Origin of the sequence: Tuberibacillus calidus DSM 17572 (assembly GCF_000430685.1) — a bacterium.
In the GTDB taxonomy this organism is placed as follows: Bacteria; Bacillota; Bacilli; order Bacillales; family Sporolactobacillaceae; genus Tuberibacillus; species Tuberibacillus calidus.
This window is the reverse complement of record NZ_AUMM01000021.1, coordinates 1-22,570: the sequence shown is the minus strand read 5'-3', so window position 1 is coordinate 22,570 and position 22,570 is coordinate 1. Positions and strand designations below refer to the sequence as shown.

Annotated in this window: 14 protein-coding genes and 1 pseudogene; all 15 read left to right on the top strand. The window is 47.4% G+C overall.

Going from position 1 to position 22,570, the window contains the following annotated elements; all coding sequences use genetic code 11:
* The first annotated feature begins 3 nt into the window (after nt 1-3).
* Nucleotides 4-2,202 carry a DNA helicase PcrA gene (pcrA, locus tag H532_RS0106640; protein ID WP_027724841.1) on the top strand — a complete coding sequence of 733 codons (2,199 nt, stop codon included), beginning with the start codon at nt 4-6 and terminating at the stop codon, nt 2,200-2,202.
* Nucleotides 2,203-2,230: 28 nt separating this feature from the next.
* Complete coding sequence (gene ligA, locus H532_RS0106635; protein ID WP_425426241.1) at nt 2,231-4,222, top strand: NAD-dependent DNA ligase LigA; 1,992 nt, start codon at nt 2,231-2,233, stop codon at nt 4,220-4,222.
* 12 nt (nt 4,223-4,234) lie between these two features.
* Nucleotides 4,235-5,404 carry a CamS family sex pheromone protein gene (locus tag H532_RS18095; protein ID WP_051263188.1) on the top strand — a complete coding sequence of 390 codons (1,170 nt, stop codon included), beginning with the start codon at nt 4,235-4,237 and terminating at the stop codon, nt 5,402-5,404.
* Nucleotides 5,405-5,798: 394 nt separating this feature from the next.
* On the top strand, nt 5,799-7,340 hold the full coding sequence (gene pruA, locus H532_RS0106620; RefSeq protein WP_027724839.1) for an L-glutamate gamma-semialdehyde dehydrogenase: 1,542 nt from the start codon (nt 5,799-5,801) through the stop codon (nt 7,338-7,340).
* A 479-nt stretch (nt 7,341-7,819) separates the two neighbouring features.
* Nucleotides 7,820-8,521 carry a thrombospondin type 3 repeat-containing protein gene (locus H532_RS0106610; RefSeq protein ID WP_027724838.1) on the top strand — a complete coding sequence of 234 codons (702 nt, stop codon included), beginning with the start codon at nt 7,820-7,822 and terminating at the stop codon, nt 8,519-8,521.
* 370 nt (nt 8,522-8,891) lie between these two features.
* Nucleotides 8,892-11,912, top strand: a complete 3,021-nt coding sequence (locus H532_RS19520) for a DEAD/DEAH box helicase (RefSeq protein ID WP_051263187.1) — start codon at nt 8,892-8,894, stop codon at nt 11,910-11,912.
* Nucleotides 11,912-12,457 carry an SWIM zinc finger family protein gene (locus tag H532_RS0106600; RefSeq protein ID WP_027724837.1) on the top strand — a complete coding sequence of 182 codons (546 nt, stop codon included), beginning with the start codon at nt 11,912-11,914 and terminating at the stop codon, nt 12,455-12,457. The genes H532_RS19520 and H532_RS0106600 overlap by 1 nt, the downstream gene beginning before the upstream one ends.
* 213 nt (nt 12,458-12,670) lie before the next feature.
* Nucleotides 12,671-12,964, top strand: a complete 294-nt coding sequence (gene gatC / locus H532_RS0106595) for an Asp-tRNA(Asn)/Glu-tRNA(Gln) amidotransferase subunit GatC (protein WP_027724836.1) — start codon at nt 12,671-12,673, stop codon at nt 12,962-12,964.
* Nucleotides 12,965-12,983: 19 nt separating this feature from the next.
* Entirely contained in the window at nt 12,984-14,447 is a 1,464-nt protein-coding gene (gatA, locus tag H532_RS0106590) for an Asp-tRNA(Asn)/Glu-tRNA(Gln) amidotransferase subunit GatA (protein WP_027724835.1), read from the top strand.
* Nucleotides 14,444-15,871 (top strand): Asp-tRNA(Asn)/Glu-tRNA(Gln) amidotransferase subunit GatB, encoded by a 1,428-nt coding sequence (gatB, locus tag H532_RS0106585; RefSeq protein ID WP_027724834.1) that lies wholly within the window; start codon nt 14,444-14,446, stop codon nt 15,869-15,871. The genes gatA and gatB overlap by 4 nt, the downstream gene beginning before the upstream one ends.
* Nucleotides 15,872-16,190: 319 nt before the next feature.
* On the top strand, nt 16,191-18,161 hold the full coding sequence (locus H532_RS0106580) for an oxidoreductase (protein ID WP_027724833.1): 1,971 nt from the start codon (nt 16,191-16,193) through the stop codon (nt 18,159-18,161).
* Between the two features lie 191 nt (nt 18,162-18,352).
* Nucleotides 18,353-19,276, top strand: a complete 924-nt coding sequence (locus H532_RS0106575; protein ID WP_027724832.1) for an aldo/keto reductase — start codon at nt 18,353-18,355, stop codon at nt 19,274-19,276.
* Nucleotides 19,277-19,573: 297 nt separating this feature from the next.
* Nucleotides 19,574-20,494: a diacylglycerol kinase gene (locus H532_RS0106565; protein ID WP_027724831.1), complete on the top strand. Its 921-nt coding sequence runs from the start codon at nt 19,574-19,576 to the stop codon at nt 20,492-20,494.
* 66 nt (nt 20,495-20,560) lie between these two features.
* Nucleotides 20,561-21,925: a 23S rRNA (uracil(1939)-C(5))-methyltransferase RlmD gene (rlmD, locus tag H532_RS0106560; RefSeq protein ID WP_027724830.1), complete on the top strand. Its 1,365-nt coding sequence runs from the start codon at nt 20,561-20,563 to the stop codon at nt 21,923-21,925.
* 440 nt (nt 21,926-22,365) lie between these two features.
* Nucleotides 22,366-22,570, top strand: a pseudogene (locus tag H532_RS18085) (IS5/IS1182 family transposase); the annotation flags it as partial.

Genomic DNA, 22,570 nt, shown 5'->3' with positions numbered 1-22,570 from the left:
ATTTTGCAAGATTTAGCGGAAAACTTATTGAACGGACTAAACCCCGAACAAAAACAAGCAGTCAAACATACGGAAGGCCCGCTATTAATCATGGCTGGTGCGGGAAGCGGCAAAACGCGGGTGTTAACCCACCGCATTGCCTATTTAATGCTCGAAAAAGAAGTCGCTCCGTGGAATATTTTGGCGATCACCTTTACGAACAAGGCCGCAAAGGAAATGAAGGAGCGGTTGGCAAAACTTACGGGTCCGCTTGCTGAAGATTTATGGGTCTCGACGTTTCACTCGATGTGTGTGCGCATTCTTCGCCGCGACATTGACCGAATCGGCATCAGCAAAAACTTTACCATTCTCGATGCCACGGACCAGCTGTCGGTGATGAAGCAAATTTTAAAAGATCTCAATATCGATGCAAAAAAATTTACACCACGGGCCATTCTTGGGACGATCAGCACAGCCAAAAACGAGTTAAAAGACGCCAGTGCCTATGCCAAAACCGCTCGTGGGCCTTATGAGGAAATTGTCCGCGATGTTTATGCGGAATATGAAAAAAGACTCCTCAAAAACCACTCGCTTGATTTTGATGATCTGATCATGACGACCATTCACCTGTTTCGCCGCGTTCCTGAAGCACTGGATTACTATCGCCGCAAATTCCAATATATTCATGTTGATGAATACCAAGATACGAACCATGCGCAATATACCCTTGTCAATCTTTTGGCCGGACGCTTTAAGAATCTTTGCGTCGTCGGCGATTCGGATCAATCGATTTACCGCTGGAGAGGGGCGGATATTCAAAATATCCTCGACTTTGAAAAAGATTATCCGGACGCCAAAGTGATTTTATTGGAGCAAAATTACCGCTCGACGAAAAAAATTCTCGAAGCTGCCAATGCGGTGATCGAAAACAACCCGAACCGCAAGCCGAAAGTGTTATGGACGGAGAATGCCGAAGGATCGGACATTGAGTATTACCGCGCCGATAATGAACATGATGAAGGACGTTTCATTGCCGGGAAAATCAATGAATGGAAAAACAATGGCGCAAGTTACAACGATATCGCCGTTTTATATCGGACAAACGCCCAATCCCGGGTGCTAGAAGAGATGCTGATCAAAGCCAACATTCCCTACCGGATGGTTGGCGGCATCAAATTCTATGAGCGAAAAGAAATTAAAGATTTGCTGGCGTATTTGCGGCTTGTCGCCAACCCCAATGATGACTTAAGTTTTGCCCGAGTGGCAAATGTTCCGAAACGCGGTATCGGCGCTTCTTCACTCGATCGCCTGGCGGATTATGCGTTGAGGCATGACTTGTCGCTCATGCAAGCGGTTAAGGAAATCGAAGAAACTGGCGTTGCGGCCAAAGCCGCCAAAGCTTTAACCGCGTTTAGCGAACTGATTTTCAATTGGTCGAAGATGCAAGAATATCTTTCTGTCACGGAATTGGTTGAAGAAGTGTTGGACAAGTCCGGTTACCGAGCAGAACTTGTTAATGAAAAGACTTTGGAAGCCCAAAGCCGATTAGAAAACTTGGAAGAATTTTTATCGGTAACGAAAGAGTTTGAGGAAAGCAACGATGATAAAAGCCTCATCGCCTTTTTAACAGAGCTTGCGCTGGATAGCGATTATGGCACCGATGAAGAAACGGCGGCTCCTACAGGTGAAGGCGTCACTCTCATGACGCTTCACTCGGCAAAAGGGTTGGAGTTTCCCATCGTCTTTATCGCCGGCATGGAGGAAAGCGTGTTTCCGCATTTTCGGGCGCTGTCTGATGAAGAAGAAATGGCGGAAGAGCGCCGCCTTGCTTACGTCGGCATTACCCGAGCGGAAAAGAAGCTTTATCTCACCAACGCCCAAATGCGGACGCTTTACGGGAACACCAACATGAACCGGGAATCCCGATTCATAGAAGAAATTCCCGAACATCTCATCAAAAGGGTTGGAGGAGAAAACCCGCGTTTTGGCGGGAGATTTAATGCGCCGTCTACTTCCGTCCGACCTCCGATATTAAAGAAAAATGTCAATGTCGAAACCGAATGGTCCGTCGGTGATCGATTGATTCATAAAAAATGGGGCGAAGGGACGGTTGTCGCCATGAAGGGGGAAGGTAATTCCCTCGAACTCGACATCGCTTTCCCAAAACCGATCGGCATCAAACGGGTGCTCGCTTCGTTTGCCCCAATAGAGAAAGCCAAATAAGGAGGCGAACCATTTGGACAAATCGATCATGGATCGCGTGCACCAGTTAAGAGAGCTCCTTGACCAATATAATTACGAGTATTACGTGCTCGATAACCCAAGCGTACCTGACAGTGAATACGACCGGTTGATGAAAGAATTAATTGACATTGAGGCGGCCCACCCGGAATTGATCACGCCAGATTCTCCTACACAACGCGTCGGGGCTGAGCCGTTAAAAGCGTTCCAAAAGGTCATTCACAAAACCCCGATGTTGAGCTTGGGCAATGCCTTTGACGAGGCGGACCTGCGTGATTTTGACCGGCGCGTCCGCCAAGGCGTCGGCGATCAAAAAGTGACTTACGTCGCCGAATTAAAAATTGATGGTTTGGCCGTCAGCCTTACTTATGAAAATGGACAGCTCGTCCTCGGAGCTACCCGTGGTGATGGAACAACTGGTGAAGATATTACGCAAAATATTAAAACGATCCGTTCTGTTCCTCTTAAGCTGAAACAACCGGTGAATCTCGAAGTGCGCGGGGAAGCGTATATGCCGAGGGCCTCTTTTGAGCGCTTGAACAAACGGCGGGCTGAAGCCGGCGAACCATTGTTTGCCAATCCCCGCAATGCGGCCAGCGGTTCATTAAGACAACTGGATCCGAAAATAGCCGCAGACCGCAAGCTGGATGTTTTTCTCTATCAAATCGGTTCGACCGATGGCAAGGAACTACGCCGCCATAGCGATGGGCTCGAATGGATTCAATCCTTGGGGCTTAAAACGAACCCGGAATGGCGTCGCTGCGATTCACTGCAAAAAGTGCTCGATTTTATTGCCTATTGGACGGAAAAGCGCCCGGAACTCCCTTATGACATTGACGGTATCGTCATTAAAGTCGATTCACTGGAACAGCAAAGGATGCTCGGCTTTACGGCAAAAAGTCCGCGCTGGGCTATCGCTTATAAATTCCCAGCGGAAGAAGTTGTGACGACCGTTGAAGGCATCGCCCTTACCGTCGGCCGGACCGGTGCGATTACGCCTACGGCGGTATTGACCCCCGTTCAGGTTGCCGGAACGACCGTCGGACGAGCTACCCTGCATAACGAAGATTATATTCGTGAAAAAGACATCCGCATCGGCGATCAAGTCGTCATTCACAAAGCCGGCGACATTATCCCAGAGGTCGTTCGCGTACTCAAGGAACGCCGCACCGGAAGGGAAGTCCCGTTTCGGATGCCTGAACAGTGTCCCGATTGCGGAAGCGACTTAGTGCGCATTGAAGGCGAAGCCGCTCTACGGTGCATCAATCCGAAATGCCCGGCGCAAATTCAAGAAGGGCTCATTCATTTTGTTTCGCGCAATGCGATGAACATCGATGGGCTCGGTGAGAAAGTCATTAAACAATTGTTTAAAAATGATTTAGTTCAAGATGTCGCCGACATCTATGCACTCACTTATGACGACTTGATAAAGCTGGAACGCATGGGTGATAAGTCGGTTCGTAATTTGCTTTCCGCCATCGCCGAGTCGAAGAAAAATTCTTTGGAGCGCTTGCTGTTTGGCCTTGGCATTCGCTATATCGGTGCCAAAGCCGCAAAAACTTTGGCGCAAGCATTCGGAACAATTGACCGGCTCATGGCGGCAACAACCGAAGAACTGCTCAGCGTTGAAGAAATCGGTGATAAAATGGCGGATTCCATCCGCACGTATTTTTCCAGTCCGGACGTGCGCGCGTTGATCGGCGAATTGAAAAGTTACGGGCTCAATATGACTTACACGGGTGGGACAACCCAAGAAGCGAATGCGGCTGATTCGCCGTTTAACGGGAAAACCGTTGTCTTGACCGGTAAGCTTTCGGCGATGTCCAGGGATGAAGCCCGAAGCGCCATCGAAAAGCTTGGCGGCAAAGTGACAGGCAGCGTCAGCAAGAAAACCGACCTCGTCATCGCCGGAGAAGATGCGGGTTCCAAGCTGACCAAAGCCGAAGCGCTCGGCATCGAAATTTGGGATGAAGCTCGTTTTATGGAAGCTTTAAATACATGAGGAGTGGGCATTTTGAGAAAGTGGTTTACAGGGTTATTGGCAGGGATCGCGCTTTTTGCGTTAACCGCTTGCCAACCTCCATGGTCCGGGAACAACGAAAATCAAAAAATTATTAAAAATCCCGAAAAAGGGTCAGATAATGTCACCGTTGTCCCGCAGGAAAACGATAAAGAATACCGGATTTATCATACAAACAAACAAAGTGAGACGCGCGGCTACATTCAATACGGGGTCGATAATCGCGTGGATATTGATGAAATCGAAACCGGACTCATGCGATTGTCGAAGGCGACTTTTGACCCGGACTCGTATTATTTTCAAAATGGAAAATATATCAGTCCAAAAGAAATTGATCAGATGCTTGCCCGGAAAAGCAAAGCCTATCCCAATGGCTTGAACCCGCCCCTCGGCAAAGGTAAAGACCTTGGTGAACAGGCGGCTGATGCCCCCAAAATTTTAAGTTATATTCATGAACAAGATTATTTGAAATCCGTCGATCCCTATAAACTCGGCGGCATTTCCTTGGCCGTTTCGGTCAATTCGGTTTATACCGACAGCTTATATAATAAAAAAGACGGCAAAACCTATACCGCCGACGTCGTTTTAGATCAGGAAAAAGTGAAGGCTCAGGGAAAATTATATGCAGAAAAAGTATTACAGCGGGTAAGAAACATCAAGGGACTGGAAAATGTCCCAATCGTCATCGCCCTTTACATTGAATCCCCACCTGGCTCGTATATACCTGGCCATTTCTATGCTAAAACGGTTGTGGATGCCGGCCAATCCCATATTGGAAAATGGGATCCCGTCGCCGAACGATACGTGTTGTTTCCGTCATCTGTAGCAACGAAAAATTACAAAGGGGATAGCGACAAATTCGACAAATTTAAAGAAGATGTGGAAAATTATTTTCCAAATGCGATCGGCGTGGTCGGAAAAGGTTTTTACCGGAATCATGAATTAAGCGAATTAACGTTTACGATCAACATCCGTTTCTTCGATACAACCGAGGTTATTTCTTTTACCAATTATGTTGCGGCCCTACTTGATAGCCAATTTCCTTTTTCACAACATATTCCTGTTCAGGTCTACATCAATTCCGTCGAGCAACCGGAAGCGATTGTCGTCAAAACCCCGGACATGGATCATCCTTTTGTCCACGTTTACAGATTGTATAAATAAGAGGACATTCATTCGTAAGGGGGCTTAACCCATATGGCAGGGTTAGCCCCCTTTAAAAATACAGGTCCAAAAGCTTTAAGTTGTATGAACATCCGAAGCAAAATTCTGCTCTCTCGAATTGAGGACGAAATTCGCCAATAAAACTGAATCAATGTTAGTCATGCTCAGAATGCTTTTGCAAAATCCACAATATGGAATATGTCGTCAAACAAGTCAGCCTTCATGCGGCAAAACCCCGTTATTTGTCATGTTTTCTATGAATGGGGTAAAAATCCCGATAAATTGAACGTGATGAGAAAATAGGCTATACTTAATATATGAGAGTTTTATGTTTTATAGAAACATAAATCATATTGTATTAATCTTATGATAACGCTTACAAGGAGGGTAAAGGATGATTCCATATAAACATGAACCAACTTTGGATTTTTCCAAAGAGGAAAACAAAAAAGCGATACAAGAAGCTCAGAAGCTTGTCGAATCCGAACTCGGGAAACACTATGATTTAATTATCGGCGGCGAGCGCATTACCACTGAGGAAAAAATCGTCTCCATTAACCCTGCAAAAAAGGATCAAGTCATTGGTACCGTATCGAAAGCTAATAAGGAATTAGCCGAAAAAGCGATGCAAGTAGCTCTTGAAACGTTCAAAACTTGGAGAACTTGGGATGCTCGCGATCGCGCCGATATTTTAATCCGCGCTGCTGCCATTGTGCGTCGCCGCAAGCATGAATTTTCGGCATGGATGGTGTACGAAGCTGGTAAGCCATGGGCGGAAGCTGATGGCGATGTTTCCGAAGCGATCGACTTTATGGAATATTATGCGCGCCAAATGATCCGTTTAAGCAAGCCTCAAGAAATGCTTGCTGAACCCGGCGATCACAATGAATTGTTCTATCAACCTATGGGCGTTGGCGTTGTCATTCCACCGTGGAACTTCCCGCTGGCTATCATGTGTGGGATGACTGTTTCCGCTGCCGTGACGGGGAATACGGTATTGTTAAAACCGGCTAGCAACACGCCTGTCATCGCTGCGAAATTCATGGAAGTGCTTGAAGAAGCCGGCATGCCACCAGGCGTTGTCAACTACATTCCAGGTAGCGGTGCAGAAGTCGGCGATTATCTTGTCGATCATCCGAAAACCCGCTTTGTCAGCTTCACAGGTTCCCGTGAAGTCGGCACGCGAATTTATGAACGCGCCGCGAAAGTTCAACCAGGACAAATTTGGTTGAAACGGGTCGTTGCGGAAATGGGCGGTAAGGATACGATTCTTGTTGATAAAGGTGTGGACCTCGACCAAGCTGCCCGGGATATTGTCGGTGCCGCTTACGGCTATGCGGGCCAAAAATGTTCCGCTTGCTCCCGCGTTGTTGCCCACGCCGACGTTTACGATGAACTTTTAGCGAAAACCGTTGAGTTGGCTAAAGCTTTAAGCGTTGGTGAACCGAAAGACGGCAACTACATGGGCCCGGTCATTGACAAAGGAGCGTTTGACAAAATTGCGGAATATATTGAAATTGGGAAAAACGAAGGCCGTCTCGTATGCGGTGGCGGTTATGATGATTCGAAAGGCTTCTTTGTTGAACCGACCATTTTTGCTGATTTGAAACCGAATGACCGCCTCATGCAAGAGGAAATTTTCGGACCGGTCGTTGCCTTCTGCAAAGCAGAAAGCTTTGACGAAATGCTCGAAATTGCCAATAACACTGAGTATGCTTTAACAGGTTCGATCATTTCCAACGATCGCGAGCATATTGCCCGTTGCCGCCGCGATTTTGAAGTCGGAAACCTCTATGTCAACCGCGGTTGCACGGGTTCGGTCGTCGGGTACCAACCGTTTGGCGGATTCAAAATGTCCGGTACGGATGCCAAAGCCGGCGGCCCAGACTATCTGCAAAACTTCCTCGAAGCCAAAACCTATACGGAAAAATTCTAATAGGATTCAAAAGACCTGCCGACTTCAGGCGGGTCTTTTTCAATATAGAAATCTGTACTGCTCTAAGGGGTTAGGCTGTTAAAAGCTTGGGTATACAAGCTTTAACTGAATGTCCAAGCCATCATTCAACGGACGAAAAGCCGCCTGTGCTCGTTTTTGCTTAGCATCCACCATTCAGTAGAACACCCTTTAATATTTCCTCACTATTTGCTTTCCACAACATTCCAAAAAAAGTGCTATTTTCCGAAACCGCTACAGCCATTTTATCGTCTAATAAATATGGACTATAATGTTTTAACTTTGCCGTTTTTTTATCTTAAAAACTAGAGACAATAGTCTTTTTGGTTGCACGCCGTGTGCCGCGGGGTGTGCTGGGATTTATTAATGCATTACATAGGAGAAGCTAATTCATCCTTTACTCTGGATGAATGAACGAAATTTTTTTGGTTAAACTAGAATAATAGAATAGGGTGTTAGTCATGAGTAAGTGGTCGATGCGAGTTTTGGTTGCGGTATTAATGGTGATTGTCTTCAGCGGGGGTGTATGTGGTTATCTCGTGCTTTTTCACGGCTACCATGGCTCCGCTAAAGCGAATGCTGAAGCCGGTGTTGGTGAGTTCACGACCGATGATGTGGATGGCGATGGCATTCCAAATCTCAAAGACCCGGATGCCGATGGTGACGGGGTCCCCAACGCCCAAGATATTGTCCAAGCGGCGAATCGACTCGTCGGTGTTCTCTATGATCCCCTAAAAGGCGGCTATGGAAATATCGGTGGAAAAATGGGCTTCATTGTATGCATTGATGTCCCGCGGATCGCCTATGCGAAGGCTGGCATCCGTTTAGCTGACTTATTAACCGCTGATTTCAAACGGCACCCCAAGCATTATAATACCGAAAACGGCGGCAATACACCCGAAACACCTTATTTCTTTAGACGCGTGCGCAATGTCTATGATTATGCTCAGGGAAACGGCTTTCTGGTTAAAGACAGCTTACAACCGCGAGTGGGAGATATTGTTTTTTATGGTCGATACCACGCCACGTTAGTAACTAAAGTGTATCAAAACGGCTATTATGATGAAATTGAAGCGGACCCAAAGCTCATCTTTGTTAAAAAGCATGTCCATAAAAAATGGCAGCCACACGATGTGGCAAGACTCATTCCTTTAACCAGTTAACTTTAAACGGTATTGTATTTCCGGGGCAAGTGCCATAGGCATTCCATCCATTTTGTGATATGATAAAAAGAAGGTGTTTAGGCCGATGTTATGATAAAATAGCATCCGGCTCATTCAATAAATCGCATTGGCTGGCCTTAACCGGCTAAAAATCATTCAGACTGACAAATTTACGAGGTACGGTTTCCTTTGACGGTCTATCAGCATAACAATAGTCAGGCGAAACCGTTGCAATGATTCTGAATAAAGGTTAAGGATCGCGCAGCTTCTGTTTTTCGCATTTACTAAGCGTGCCAATCGGTAAGTTTTTTAATATAACAACAAAGAACGAATGAGAGAAAAAGCTGTCAGTGTGGATGGAGTGTCTGCCATGAATCAACAACTGAATGCAGCCTTTGTCGTTCAGGATGACGGCCAAACGGCATTCTTTTTGTGGGCGACCAATGTCAATGGCTCCTTTGCCCGAAAAATAAACAGCGAGCTGACAAGTTATCTTGCTATAAGCACGTTTTTCCAGCAGCTAATTCAAGACGGTAAGCTTTGGTACGGAACATTGACGATGGAGAAAGAAAACGGCACCTATAAAACGGACGGGGTTTTCATCCCTATGGAAACCTTTTTCGATGTGCTATTGGATGAGCACCATATAAAAGAATTAGCGCCATGGTTTTGGGCGGGGCCGTCGATTCGGTTTTTTAAGGAGATTGCCCAAGCCTGCAAGATATTAATTGAAAATGGTCATTATCGCCCGGATCTTCTGTTGATTGAAAAAGGTGAAATGACCATGATCGGCGCGCACTGGCTGTTGGACAAATCTTTATTGGAAGAAACCGGGCTGATTGCCAACTGGCTTCACCATATTCCTGAAGAAGTATTAGCCCCTGAAGTGATTGCACAACAATCATTAAACACATGGATGGCTGCACTCATTGATACATGGGCGGACAAAATCATTCGGCAAAAATTCCGTACAGCCTTGCAATTGGAGATGGCGGATTGGCCGAACCAACACTTTTTTGACAGCGACTGGGCCGAATGGTTTTATTTTTTAGTGAACGGTTCGGGTGATTTTTATCAATGGACGAAGGATCCGGCGGTGCGCGAGGAGTATCTCATGCTAAAAGAAGAGATCCGCGCGTTTTCCGGAAACTGGACCCCCACGGTGTACGATCAGGGGCTTTCGTCCTTTAAAGCTTCATACATTGTGGACAACATTGAACCGCTTTCGATGGGATTGCGCTTTGAGCCGTTGGACCGAGCTGAGCCTTTCTATCCCGGTGGAATTTGGGAAGTCGATCTCATCATCGATGCGGAGAATGTCCTCACTGGTGACAAAGAGCGGTTGGCTTTAGGCGAATTTACGAAACGCAAGCCGCAGTGGAAAGATTGGAGCGATGAACGGCTTCAATTTATCAAAACATTAAACCCGAAATTACGGGAATTGGCTGTATACGCGACGAGACTCTCGACGGACGAGGTCTTGGGCATTTATAGCCGCCGCGATGAGTTGGCTGACCGCGGCATCCTTTGCCTGTTTCCGGAGTGGTTAAAAATTAAAGATCGCAGGAAGCAAAAGGCAACAATGCAAGTTTCGGTCGGCGCATCAAGCGGAGTTTTCTCGTTTGATGCCATTATCGATTTTAACTGGCGCCTGTCCCTTGGTGAGTATGACATAAGTGCGAAGGAATTCGAAAAACTCGTACGTGAGCAGCAACGCTTTTTACGCCGCGGTGATGAGTGGGTCGAATTGCCCTTGGACCAACTGAATGCCATGTACGCCGCCATTCGGGCTTCACAAACGACGTTAAAAAAGAAGGCAACGTTTTCCGATGCGCTCCGTCTATCCTTATCTCAAAAGGAAAACGATGCAGTGGCGGTCAAGATGGCACCAAATGTCGCGGCTTTTCTCGAATCGATCGTCACAAAGCCCAATTATAACTTAGACGAACCCGATGGGCTGCAAGGCAAGCTCAGGCCATATCAAAAACGAGGGTACACTTGGCTGACTCACCTTCGCAAAATGGGTGTGGGCGGTTGCTTAGCCGATGATATGGGGCTTGGAAAAACGATTCAAACGATTGCTTATCTTTTAAAGGAAAAGGAAGAAAAATCGGAGTATCCCGCGTTAATCGTTTGCCCAACATCCGTCATTGGCAACTGGGCCAGGGAACTCCAAACCTTTGCGCCGTCTTTGCGCGTGTATATCCATCACGGACAGGAACGTCTGAATCAAGACGATTTTCAGAAAAAAGCAAAGGATATGGATGTTGTCATCACAAGCTATAACTTGATGGTGAAAGATGCGGATTGGATGCGTGAGGTCGTTTGGTCATCGCTGATTTTAGATGAAGCCCAAGCGATTAAAAACCCGATGGCCAAAAAGAGCCAACAATTAAGACGATTTAAGGCGGAACATAGATTGGCCCTGACCGGAACCCCGATTGAAAACCGATTGGAAGAACTTTGGTCAATCATGGACTTTTTGAATCCGGGCTATCTTGGTTCTTTGACCGCCTTCCGTCGGGAATTTATCACCCCGATTGAAGCGAGGCGGGATGAGGCGAAGGCCGAGTTGTTACAAAAATTGATTCGCCCGTTTTTACTCCGCCGTGAAAAAACAGATAAACGCATTATCCGTGATTTGCCGGAAAAAGATGAGTTAAAAATCTATTGCCATTTAAAAGAGGAACAGGCCTCCCTTTATCAATCGATTGTGGACCGTTTAATGGAACAGATGAGTGGGGCGACAGGGATCCAAAGAAAAGGGTTAATTTTGTCGGCTTTGACCAAGCTGAAACAAGTGTGCAACCATCCGGAGCTATTAGCGGGAAAAAACGTTATCGGGAGAACGTCCGGAAAAATGGAGCGGTTTTTGCAATTGCTTCAACCGATTGTGGATGATCACGAAAGAGCCCTTGTTTTCACACAATATGTGAAAATGGGTGAGTTATTGATTAAAGAGATACAGCACCGATTTCCAGGTTGCGCGATCTACTTTTTAAACGGGGCCGTTCCGATGAAAAAGCGGGATGAGATGATCAAAGCGTTTCAAAATGAAACAAGGGAAGCGGTGTTCATTTTATCGTTAAGGGCTGGCGGGTTTGGTTTGAATTTGACGAACGCCAATCATGTCATACACTATGACCGTTGGTGGAATCCGGCTGTTGAGGAGCAAGCAACGGACCGCACGTACCGGATTGGCCAGCGCCGGAATGTTCATGTCTATAAGCTAATCGCTGAAGGCACTTTGGAAAAACGGATTGATGATCTGATTGAACAGAAAAAAGGGTTGGCTGACCGGATTATTGGCAGCGGGGATGCTTGGATTACAGAGATGGACGATCGGGATGTGTATAATTTAATTCGTCTTAGGGAGAAGGTGTTGGCATAATGGCCGATCTCTCAACTTTAGTCAGAGATAAAGACAATCGGGCATGGTTAAAGAAATTTTTATCGCGGGTCGACCGGCGGCGCAAAGCGAAAGCAGAAACCTTATACTTGAACGGTTGTGTGGAAAATTTAACACAAAAAGCCTTTGGGTTTACAGCAGATGTTCAAGGCAGTCATCTCTATCAAGTCAATGCCTTTTTTGAAGATGGAGCGACTGGAGGGCTACCGCGGATCGATCAATGCTTCTTTACATGCACGTGCCCGGACAGCGCTGACTACTGCAAACATATCGCCGCCGCTGTCATAAAATGGGTTGTCCACCGAGATCGCCTGCAATCCCTTGCCAAACGAAACGTGGTAATCAGGCGCCCGGCCTCCCGCCCCCTGGCCAGCCCTTCTCTAGAGAAATTGGAACGGCTCGCCAAAAGCAGGCCACCCGTGCGTTTCGAAGACCCCGCCCAAAGCGACTGGCCCTTCCAACAACCCCTGTCCCACCTCATGCAAAGTATTATTGGGGGTCAGTCCCCCAATGCACTAAAGAACTAAAGTGCCTTTTCGAACAATTAGACCCCCAAAAACAACGAATGGGCTGAGTTCAATTGCTAAACGCGAATATTAGAAAAAACAAAGGGCACAAATGTTCGTAATATTACTTTCATACACTAGCGTAATGGGGGACTGACCCCCATCGTCCCACTTTTAACTTGAAGCGGGATTTGGTATGATCTAACTATTGATTGAATTTCGGAGGTGAGTGGTTTGGCGCGAATTACGAAGGCGCAAGTGGAGCATGTCGCGGAACTTGCGCGGTTAAGTTTTTCAGAAGAAGAGATCGGCGCTTTTACGAAAGACCTGGCAGATATCATTGATTTTGCGGAACAATTGAACGAGCTGGACACGGACGGCATCGAAGAGACGACACACGTTCTTGAGATGTCCAATGTCTTGCGTGAAGATATCGTTCGGGAATCGATTTCCCGCGAGGAAGCATTGAAAAACGCTCCCGACCAACGCGACGGCCAAGTCAAGGTGCCGAAAATCATAGAAAGCTAATACTCGAGGAGGGAAGCGCGTGTCACTTTTCGACGAAGGTTATAAAAGTTTGCAAGAACGCCTACATAACAAAGATTTATCCGTAACGGATCTTGTCAAAGAAGCATATGCCCAAATTCAGGCTCAGGATGAACACATCCAAGCATTTTTAACGCTCAATGAAGAAGACGCTTTAGAGACGGCCAAAAACCTTGATAATGAAAGAGGTCAAGCGCCTGAAGCGCTTTTTGGTATGCCCATCGGCATTAAAGATAATATCGTAACAAAAGGCTTAAGAACGACCTGTGCGAGCAAATTTCTAGAAAATTTTATTCCGCTTCATGATGCGACGGTGGTTGACCGCATTAAAAAACAAAAAGGTGTCATCATCGGCAAATTGAACATGGACGAGTTCGCCATGGGGTCATCGAACGAAAACTCCGGTTTTCAAGTCACGCGAAACCCGTGGGATTTGGAGCGTGTTCCGGGCGGCTCATCTGGCGGTTCTGCCGCAGCGGTCGCAAGCGGCATGGTGCCATTTGCCCTAGGCTCAGATACCGGCGGCTCGATCCGTCAACCGGCTGCTTTTTGCGGCGTCGTCGGCATGAAACCGACATACGGCCGCGTGTCCCGCTTCGGTTTGGTCGCTTTTGCCTCTTCCCTAGACCAAATCGGGCCGTTCACGAGAACCGTTGAAGATAACGCTCACTTACTGACAGCGATCAGCGGCTTGGACGCGTATGATTCCACATCCGCAGACATCGATGTGCCTGACTTCACCAAAGCGCTCACGGGTGAAGTCAAAGGGTTGAAAATCGCCGTGCCGAAAGAATACCTTGGCGAAGGTATATCCGAAGGCGTGAAAGAAGCCGTCAAAAAAGCGCTGTCCACCCTTGAATCCCTGGGGGCCGTTGTTGAAGAAGTATCTCTGCCGCATTCGAAATATGCGCTAGCGACTTACTATCTCTTAGCGTCTTCAGAAGCTTCGGCGAACCTAGCCCGTTTTGACGGCGTTCGCTACGGCGTGCGTGCCGAAGCTGAAAACTTGCTGGATATGTACAAAAAATCGCGCAGCCAAGGCTTTGGCCCCGAAGTCAAACGCCGCATCATGCTTGGGACATTCGCTTTAAGTTCCGGCTATTATGACGCCTATTATAAAAAAGCGCAAAAAGTGCGCACGCTCATCAAGCGCGACTTTGAAAAGGTCTTTGAAAAATACGATGTCGTCATCGGCCCAACAACACCGACAACCGCCTTTAAAATCGGTGAAAAAATGGATGATCCGCTGACGATGTATGCGAATGACATTTTAACGATCCCTGTCAACCTCGCCGGTGTGCCGGCCATCAGCGTGCCTTGCGGTTTATCGGACGGGCTACCTGTTGGCTTGCAAATCATTGGCAAACCTTTTGCTGAGGAAACGGTTTACCGCACGGCCCATGTCTATGAACAAGCCGCGAACCTCAACTTAAGACCAAACTTGGAAGGGGTGGGACGCGCATGAATTTTGAAACGATTATCGGCCTTGAAGTCCATGTCGAATTGAAAACCAAATCGAAAATTTTTTGCGGCTGTTCCACCGAATTTGGCGCACCGCCGAACACCCATACTTGCCCGATTTGTCTCGGACATCCCGGTGTTTTGCCCGTTTTAAATAAAGAAGCCGTGGAATTTGCCATGAGGGCAGCGATGGCCTTGAACTGCGAAATCGCAACGGATACGAAGTTCGACCGAAAAAACTACTTTTATCCCGATAACCCGAAAGCCTATCAAATCTCGCAATATGACCAGCCGATCGGCCGGAATGGGTATATCGAAATTGAAGTCGGCGGAAAGAAAAAACGCATCGGCATCACCCGCTTGCACCTTGAAGAAGACGCCGGGAAACTGACGCACGTGGAAGACGGCTCGCTTGTTGACTTCAACCGCGTCGGCACCCCGTTGATTGAAATCGTCTCCGAACCCGATATCCGGACGCCTGAAGAAGCTTATGCTTATTTGGAAAAATTAAAGGCAATCATGCAGTATACAGGTGTTTCCGATTGTAAAATGGAAGAAGGCTCGCTCCGCTGTGATGCGAACCTTTCACTCCGTCCATACGGCCAAGAAGAATTTGGAACAAAAACCGAATTGAAAAACTTAAACTCTTTTAGCTTCGTGCAAAAAGGGTTGGAATATGAACAAGAACGGCAAGCGCGCGTGCTGCTTTCCGGCGGCATCATCCAACAGGAAACCCGCCGTTTCGATGAAGCCACCAAAACAACCATTTTAATGAGGGTGAAAGAAGGATCCGAAGATTACCGCTACTTCCCGGAACCGGATTTGGTGAAGTTGCACATTGATGACGCTTGGAAAGAAAAAGTCCGCGCTCAGATTCCAGAACTTCCCGATGCGCGGAAAGCGCGTTACATCAACGAACTCGGCCTGCCAGCATATGATGCGGACGTATTAACCCAAGTGAAAGCGATGGCCGACTTTTTCGAAGCAACCATCGCAGCAGGTGCAGATGCCAAGCAAGCGTCTAACTGGCTCATGGGTGAAGTCAATGGCTATTTGAACGCGGAAAACTTGGACATCACGGACATCCCAATGACTCCAGAGGCGCTCGCGAAATTGATCGCCCTCATCGAAAAGGGCACGATTTCATCAAAAATCGCTAAGAAAGTTTTCAAAGAGTTAATGAAAAACGGCGGCGATCCAGAACAAATCGTCAAGGAAAAAGGGTTGGTGCAAATCTCCGACGAAGGTGCCCTGCGCGAAATCATCCTGCCGATTCTCGACGCCAACGAACAATCAATCATTGATTATAAAAACGGCAAAGATCGCGCGCTCGGTTTCCTTGTCGGTGAAGTGATGAAGAAAACGCGTGGACAAGCCAACCCGCCCATGGTCAATAAAATTATTCTTGAAGAAATCGCTAAACGCTAAGCTTCAGGCCCCTGCTCTCTCAAGCAGGGGTTTTTTAACATGGAAACCCCTCGCATCCTTTCCTTGAACAGAGCATAGAAAAAATCTCCTTTTAATTGACGCGTTATAGTGTACCCCCCGAGCCTTGCCCCTGTCGAAAACTCTCCCAATCCTGTCCTTTTTTAAAAAGGATTTTCATAGGCTTTAATAGAAAAATTATATAGACCATTTAAAAAAAGATTGCGTATAAACAAGAAATTTTGTCATAGAAGCTGACGAATATGGAATCCGTGTTTTTGTCAGAACATTTTTGTGAAATAAGGAAAAGGAGATGCCTGCTGTGGGATTGGATACACTTTTATCACCGATTCAACTTGCCGGAACGACATTCCGAAATCGCGTCATCATGGGGTCGATGCATGTCGGGTTGGAGGGCGTGGATCAAAGCGGTGAGGCGCTGGCCACTTTTTATAAAGAGCGTGCCAAAGCTGGCGGCCCCGGCCTCATTATTACAGGCGGCATTGCTGTGGCACCGGAGGGTGAAGGCGGACCTCATTTTCTCGGCTTTTACCGTAGTCATGATCTTGAAGTGATGAAAAAAATCACAACGTCTGTCCACGATGTCGGGGGAAAAATCGGGGCGCAATTGTTTCATGCCGGTCGCTACTCCATGCCAGAACTCACCGGCTATTCATCAGTTGCCCCTTCCGCAATCAAGTCACCGATTCATCGCCATACCCCACGGGAATTAACGTCCGAAGAGATACACGAACTCATTGACCAATATTGCATCGCCGCCGAACGGGCGGTCGAAGTCGGTTTTGATGCCGTCGAAATCATGGGCTCGGAAGGCTACCTTATTAACCAATTTCTTTCGCCCGTAACAAATCACCGCGAAGACGAATGGGGCGGTCCGTTCGAAAACCGGATGCGTTTTGCCTTATCGGTTCTTTCTGCTGTGAAAAAAAGCGTCGGCCCGGATTTCCCCGTGATTTTCCGCATGTCAGGGGCAGACCTCATCCCGAACAGCACGACAGAGGCCGAAACCATACAGCTGGCGCAAGCGCTGGAGATGATGGGGGCGGATGTTTTAAACATCGGAATCGGCTGGCATGAATCACAAGTGCCTACCATTTCCATGATGGTCCCACGAGCAGGATTTATGGCTGTTTGTGAACGGATTAAACCACATGTCAATATTCCGATCATCGGTTCCAACCGCATTAACGACCCGCGGTTAGCCAACTTGCTCATTGAAAAAGGTGCGTGTGACCTCGTTTCCATGGCCAGGCCGTTTCTTGCCGACCCATATCTATTACAAAAAGCGCAGGCCGGGGATTTTCATCGCATCAATACGTGCATCGCCTGTAACCAAGCCTGCCTCGACCATATTTTTGAAGGCAAACCCGCTTCATGTTTAGTCAATCCCCGGGCGGGCAGGGAATATAAATGGGTCATGCACAAAGCTAAAACCCCGAAAAAGGTTGCCGTGGTCGGCGGTGGACCTGCCGGACTCGAAGCGGCAAGGGCTTTATCTGAAAAAGGCGAGGCGGTGACGCTTTTTGAAGCCGGCGCCATGCTTGGCGGCCAGTTGAACTATGCCCGACTCGTGCCAACCAAGGGTGAATTTAATGAAACACTCCGTTATTATAAAAACGAACTTGACCGCTTAGGGGTGGATATTCGGCTGCAGACGGCTCCCTCATCGGAGGCGTTGCTTCATGAAGGTTTCGCAGAAGTGGTGGTGGCAACCGGTGTGAAACCGCGGATTCCCGATATTCCGGGAATCGACAGCCCACATGTGATGACTTATGCGGAAAGTTTTCGTAACCCGCAGCAGGTAGGTCCCCGTGTCGTCATCATTGGCGCAGGCGGTGTAGCTTGCGATGTGGCCCACTTTTTGCTCGCACAGAATGCGCATTCCATCACTTTACTTCGGCGTCATGGAAAAATGGGGCAAGGCCTCGGCAAGACGACCAAGTGGGCGCTTCTTTCGCATCTCAGGCAAAGCGGTGTACAGTTTTTCAGTGAGTTGTCCTATCGGGCGATTCAACCCGATGGTGTACTCATTGAGAAAAAATTAGAAAACGGTGAAACAACCCTCCAACTCATCCCTGCTGATACGGTGATCTTGGCGAGTGGGCAAGAGTCGGTGTCTTTAGAAAATCTGGAGCTTTTAAAGGAACATGGCATTAAGGTATCGGTGATCGGCGGGGCGAGGCTTGCTGGCGAACTCGATGCCAAACGCGCCATCTACGAAGGAGCGCTGTTGGCTTACGAAACAGATGTCCGGGAAAACTCCATTTTGTAAAGCTTGTTCATTTATCTGAAAGGAAACCCTTTGAAAAAGCCATCTATTGTCCCTGATTTTGTGGGTGTGTGCATATATAAGAAGGATCATTTTGACTAACCATTCAGGACGTAAATTTTGTAAAGCTCGGTCATTTGAACAAGCGTACCAGGTCGGGTTCGAAAAATCTCAATTTGAGGAGTGATAAGATCATGCGCTTTACAACTTTAAAGAAAACGGACATGTCCATTACTGTCATTGGCATCGGCACCAATAAAGTCGGCGGCCACAATTATTATAAAGATTTAAGCGAAACGGAAGGGAAAAATTTTGTCAAAGAAGCGATCGCTCTCGGTGTCAATTTTATTGATACAGCTGACGTCTACGGCCACGGCCGTTCCGAAGAATTAATCGGAGAAGTGCTAAGGGAAATCGGTGCCAGGCGTGAGGAGCTTATCATCGCTACAAAAGGCGGGAATGAATGGGATGATAACGGCAATGTCAGGAAAAATAACCGCCCTGAATACTTGCGCCGGGCCCTTGAAGCGAGCCTGAAAAGACTGGGCACCGATTATGTCGATCTTTACTATCTCCATTTTCCCGATGGTGAAACGCCGATCGCGGAATCCGTTGGTGAACTTTCACGCCTGAAAGAAGAAGGAAAAATTCGGGCGATTGGCGTCTCCAATTTGAACTTGGATCAATTGAAAGAAGCAGACAGAACATGTCCGATTAGCGCCTTGCAATCGGGATACAATCTTTTTGACCGCCGGGTAGAAGCAGATCTTTTACCTTACTGCGCGGCAAACGATATTTCTTTTATCCCTTACTTTCCGCTAGCCTCAGGTCTCTTAAGCGGCAAGTATAAAAAAACAGACCCGGCACCGAAACGCTGGTCACAAGATGAATTTGAGAAAAAAATCGCCGCTACGGAAAAACTGAAAGAAATCGCCGAAACAAAAGGCACGAATTTGCCGAATTTAGCGCTTGCCTGGCTGCTAGCGCAAAACGGGGTTGATGCCGTCATCCCAGGGGGGCGCCGCCCGGGACACATTCAAGGCACAGTCAAAGCGGCCGACGTCAAGCTCACCCCTGAGGACCTAAGCGCCATCCGGGCAATTGTAGAAAATATTTAATGGCTCCATTTTATGGGGATATTGCGACTAAAAATTCGGGGAAGAAGGCTCTAACCGGATCTGGATTCGCTTCATTATACGTAAAAACCAATTTGAAAAGTGAAGAATCAAAGCACAGCCATTTGAAAATCGAAGCAGAAAAAACAAGCCGAAGCTGTGATTAAGCCCGAATTTCCTTAATTCCCCTTCTCATTCGCTTTCCTTTCGAATTTCACGTATAATGTTAGTCAGGATTGCAGCTGTCCTCTGAACGGGAGCTGGCCTTTTTACACAGGAATCGTAAAGCATGGTGATATTATGAAACGGGCACGGCTCATCTATAACCCGACATCTGGACGGGAACAAATCAGGCGCAATATCCCATACATATTAGACCGATTGGAACAAGCAGGCTTTGAAACCTCGTGTCATGCGACGAAAGGACCCGGAGATGCAACGGTTGCTGCGCGCGCGGCGGTAGAACGTCGGTTTGATTTAGTGATTGCGGCGGGCGGTGACGGCACCCTCAATGAAGTCGTTAACGGTCTTGGCGATATGCCGGAGCGTCCCAAGCTCGGCATCATCCCGATGGGCACGACGAATGATTTCGCACGGGCGATCGGCATGACAAAAGATATAAAAAAAGCCTGTGATGTCCTAGCCGCAGGCCATACCATTCCGCTAGACATCGGAAAAGTCAATGATCACTATTTTATTTATATCTCCGGTGGTGGAAAACTGACGGAAATTTCCTATGAAGTCCCGAGCCGCTTGAAAACAATGCTTGGACAACTCGCTTATTACCTTAAAGGCATCGAAAAACTGCCGTCCATCCGCCCGACACACGTCAAAATTGAATACGACGGGAAACTGTTTGAAGGCGAGATCATGCTGTTTTTCGTCGCCAATTCCAACTCAGTCGCAGGGTTCGAGCGGTTGGCACCCGAAGCCTCACTCAGTGACGGTATGTTTGACTTGCTGATTTTAAAAAAGACGAATCTCGCGGAATTTATCCGGCTCGCCCGCCTTGCTTTAAAAGGGGAGCACATACATGATGATAAGGTTGTTTACGCGAAAGCCAGTCATATTAAAGTCGAAGCGGATGAATCGATGCAGCTGAACCTCGACGGAGAATTCGGCGGACATTTTCCGGCTGCTTTTGAAAATCTGCATCATCATATTGACCTCGTCGTCCCCGAGCGGACGGCTGAAAAGTATAAAGAGAGTACAAACTATTAAACGCGTTGTATTTTTAAGGCAGATTCCGCATCTGTCTTTTCTTTTTCAGAAAGTGAGGGATGCGACTTGCAACCACCGGTTCAAAAAAATCAACTCATCACCGCTGAGATTACCGACTTAACCCACGAGGGAGCAGGTGTTGCTAAAATAGAGGGCTATACATTATTTGTTCCAGACAGCCTCCCTGGTGAAAAAGCGAAAATTCGCGTGGTACATACAAAGAAGGACTACGGGTACGGCAAGGTGGAAGAACGATTGGAAAAAAGCCCCGACCGCGTGGACCCGCTCTGTGACATCTACGGTCGCTGCGGAGGATGCCAGTTGCAGCATTTAAGCTATACAGGTCAGTTGAAATATAAACAAAAACAAGTTATAGATGCGTTGGAGCGAATTGGCGGGCTTTCGGACGTCAAGGTCTTGCCGACGCTCGGCTTGGAGTACCCTTGGATCTACCGCAATAAAGCGCAAGTCCCTGTGGCCGCACGCAACGGCGAGCTGATCGCCGGTTTTTATCAAAAGCGCAGCCACCAGATCATCGATATGGATCATTGTCTGATTACGGATGAAACAGTGGATGAAATCATTCAGGAAGTCAAGAAAATCGCCAAAGAAACCGGCATCCCGCCTTATGATGAAACGAACCACCGCGGAGTTCTCCGCCATATCGTCGTGCGCATTGGCCGTGAGACGGGGGAAGTGATGGTTGTTCTTGTGACGAAAACCAATGATCTTCCGCACAGGAAAACGTTCATCCGCGGTTTGACCGAAAAGTATCCGCAAATTAAAGCGATCGCCCATAATATCAACAGTAAGCGGACAAATGTCATTTTCGGCGAAACCACTAAAACGATTTGGGGACGCGATGTCATTTATGACCGGATCGGCTCGGTTAAGTTTGCGATTTCGGCGCGTTCTTTTTACCAAGTCAATCCACAGCAAACGCGCGTCCTTTATGAAAAAGCGCTGGAGTACGCTGAACTTACCGGTCAGGAAACGGTGATCGACGCCTACTGCGGCATCGGCACGATTTCGCTTTTTCTCGCACAAAAAGCCGGCAAAGTTTATGGGGTGGAAATCGTTCCGGAGGCCATTGAGGATGCTAAAGCCAATGCCGAGCTCAACGGTCTCGACAACGCTTTTTTTGAGGCCGGAAAAGCGGAAGACGTCATCCCTGCCTGGCATGAAAAAGGGATCAAGGCGGATGTCATCGTCGTCGACCCGCCGCGCAAAGGCTGTGACGAAGCACTGCTAAAAACAATTATCGCCATGAAGCCGAAACGCGTCGTCTATGTTTCTTGCAACCCGTCCACCCTCGCCCGCGACCTGCGCATCTTGGAAGACGGTGGCTTCCAAACTATCGAAGTCCAACCCGTCGACATGTTCCCGCAAACGACGCATGTGGAGTGCGTAGCACAGATAGTTTTAAATTAAAATACGAGGCAAGATATGGTTTTCTCTTGCCTCTATCCAATTTTTGGTGTGGCAAACAGATAATGGATAATCAGGGTAAGGTCTTTTTTTTTACTTCGATTCGATTGATCAGTCGATGAAGAATATCTTCGGTTAATTCATCGAAATTTATGAATTGAAGTAATTCCTCTTTGAGTTTTCAATCGTTTCGAGAACATCTTCACTATTGATCAATGTAAGAAGTTCATTTTTCTGTTCCATTAATTCAGTTAATTCCTTTTTTGTTGCTTCAATACTCTCTTGATATTCTTCATGTGTGATAATTCCGTCAACATAAATAGGGTCTACTGAATAACAAAAAAATGTTGATTTAACAAGGGTTTTTCACTTTTTTGTCGAATTTATATGCAAGGGTATGATTCGGAAACTTATCAAAAACCTTGCACTTGGAGGGACTAACTTTGTACGAACATCATGCCGATCAACTCATCCTGCCACATGAATTTTTCCTGCCGTTTGGTGGACAATTAAATCCCAATAACCGTTGGGTGGTCTTGTCTAACCTCATCCCCTGGTCAAAAGCTGAAAAAGAATATGTCAAGTCACTGGGAGACGTCAGGCAAGGACACAAGGCCTTTTCGGTTCGTTTGGCACTTGGTTCATTGA

What these genes read in the sequence shown, in the direction of transcription:
- ligA (WP_425426241.1), top strand. Translation starts at nt 2,231, where the DNA reads ATGGATCGCGTGCACCAGTTAAGAGAGCTCCTTGACCAATATAATTAC.
- pruA (WP_027724839.1), top strand. Translation starts at nt 5,799, where the DNA reads ATGATTCCATATAAACATGAACCAACTTTGGATTTTTCCAAAGAGGAA.
- H532_RS0106610 (WP_027724838.1), top strand. Translation starts at nt 7,820, where the DNA reads ATGAGTAAGTGGTCGATGCGAGTTTTGGTTGCGGTATTAATGGTGATT.
- H532_RS19520 (WP_051263187.1), top strand. Translation starts at nt 8,892, where the DNA reads ATGAATCAACAACTGAATGCAGCCTTTGTCGTTCAGGATGACGGCCAA.
- H532_RS0106600 (WP_027724837.1), top strand. Translation starts at nt 11,912, where the DNA reads ATGGCCGATCTCTCAACTTTAGTCAGAGATAAAGACAATCGGGCATGG.
- gatB (WP_027724834.1), top strand. Translation starts at nt 14,444, where the DNA reads ATGAATTTTGAAACGATTATCGGCCTTGAAGTCCATGTCGAATTGAAA.
- H532_RS0106575 (WP_027724832.1), top strand. Translation starts at nt 18,353, where the DNA reads ATGCGCTTTACAACTTTAAAGAAAACGGACATGTCCATTACTGTCATT.
- H532_RS0106565 (WP_027724831.1), top strand. Translation starts at nt 19,574, where the DNA reads ATGAAACGGGCACGGCTCATCTATAACCCGACATCTGGACGGGAACAA.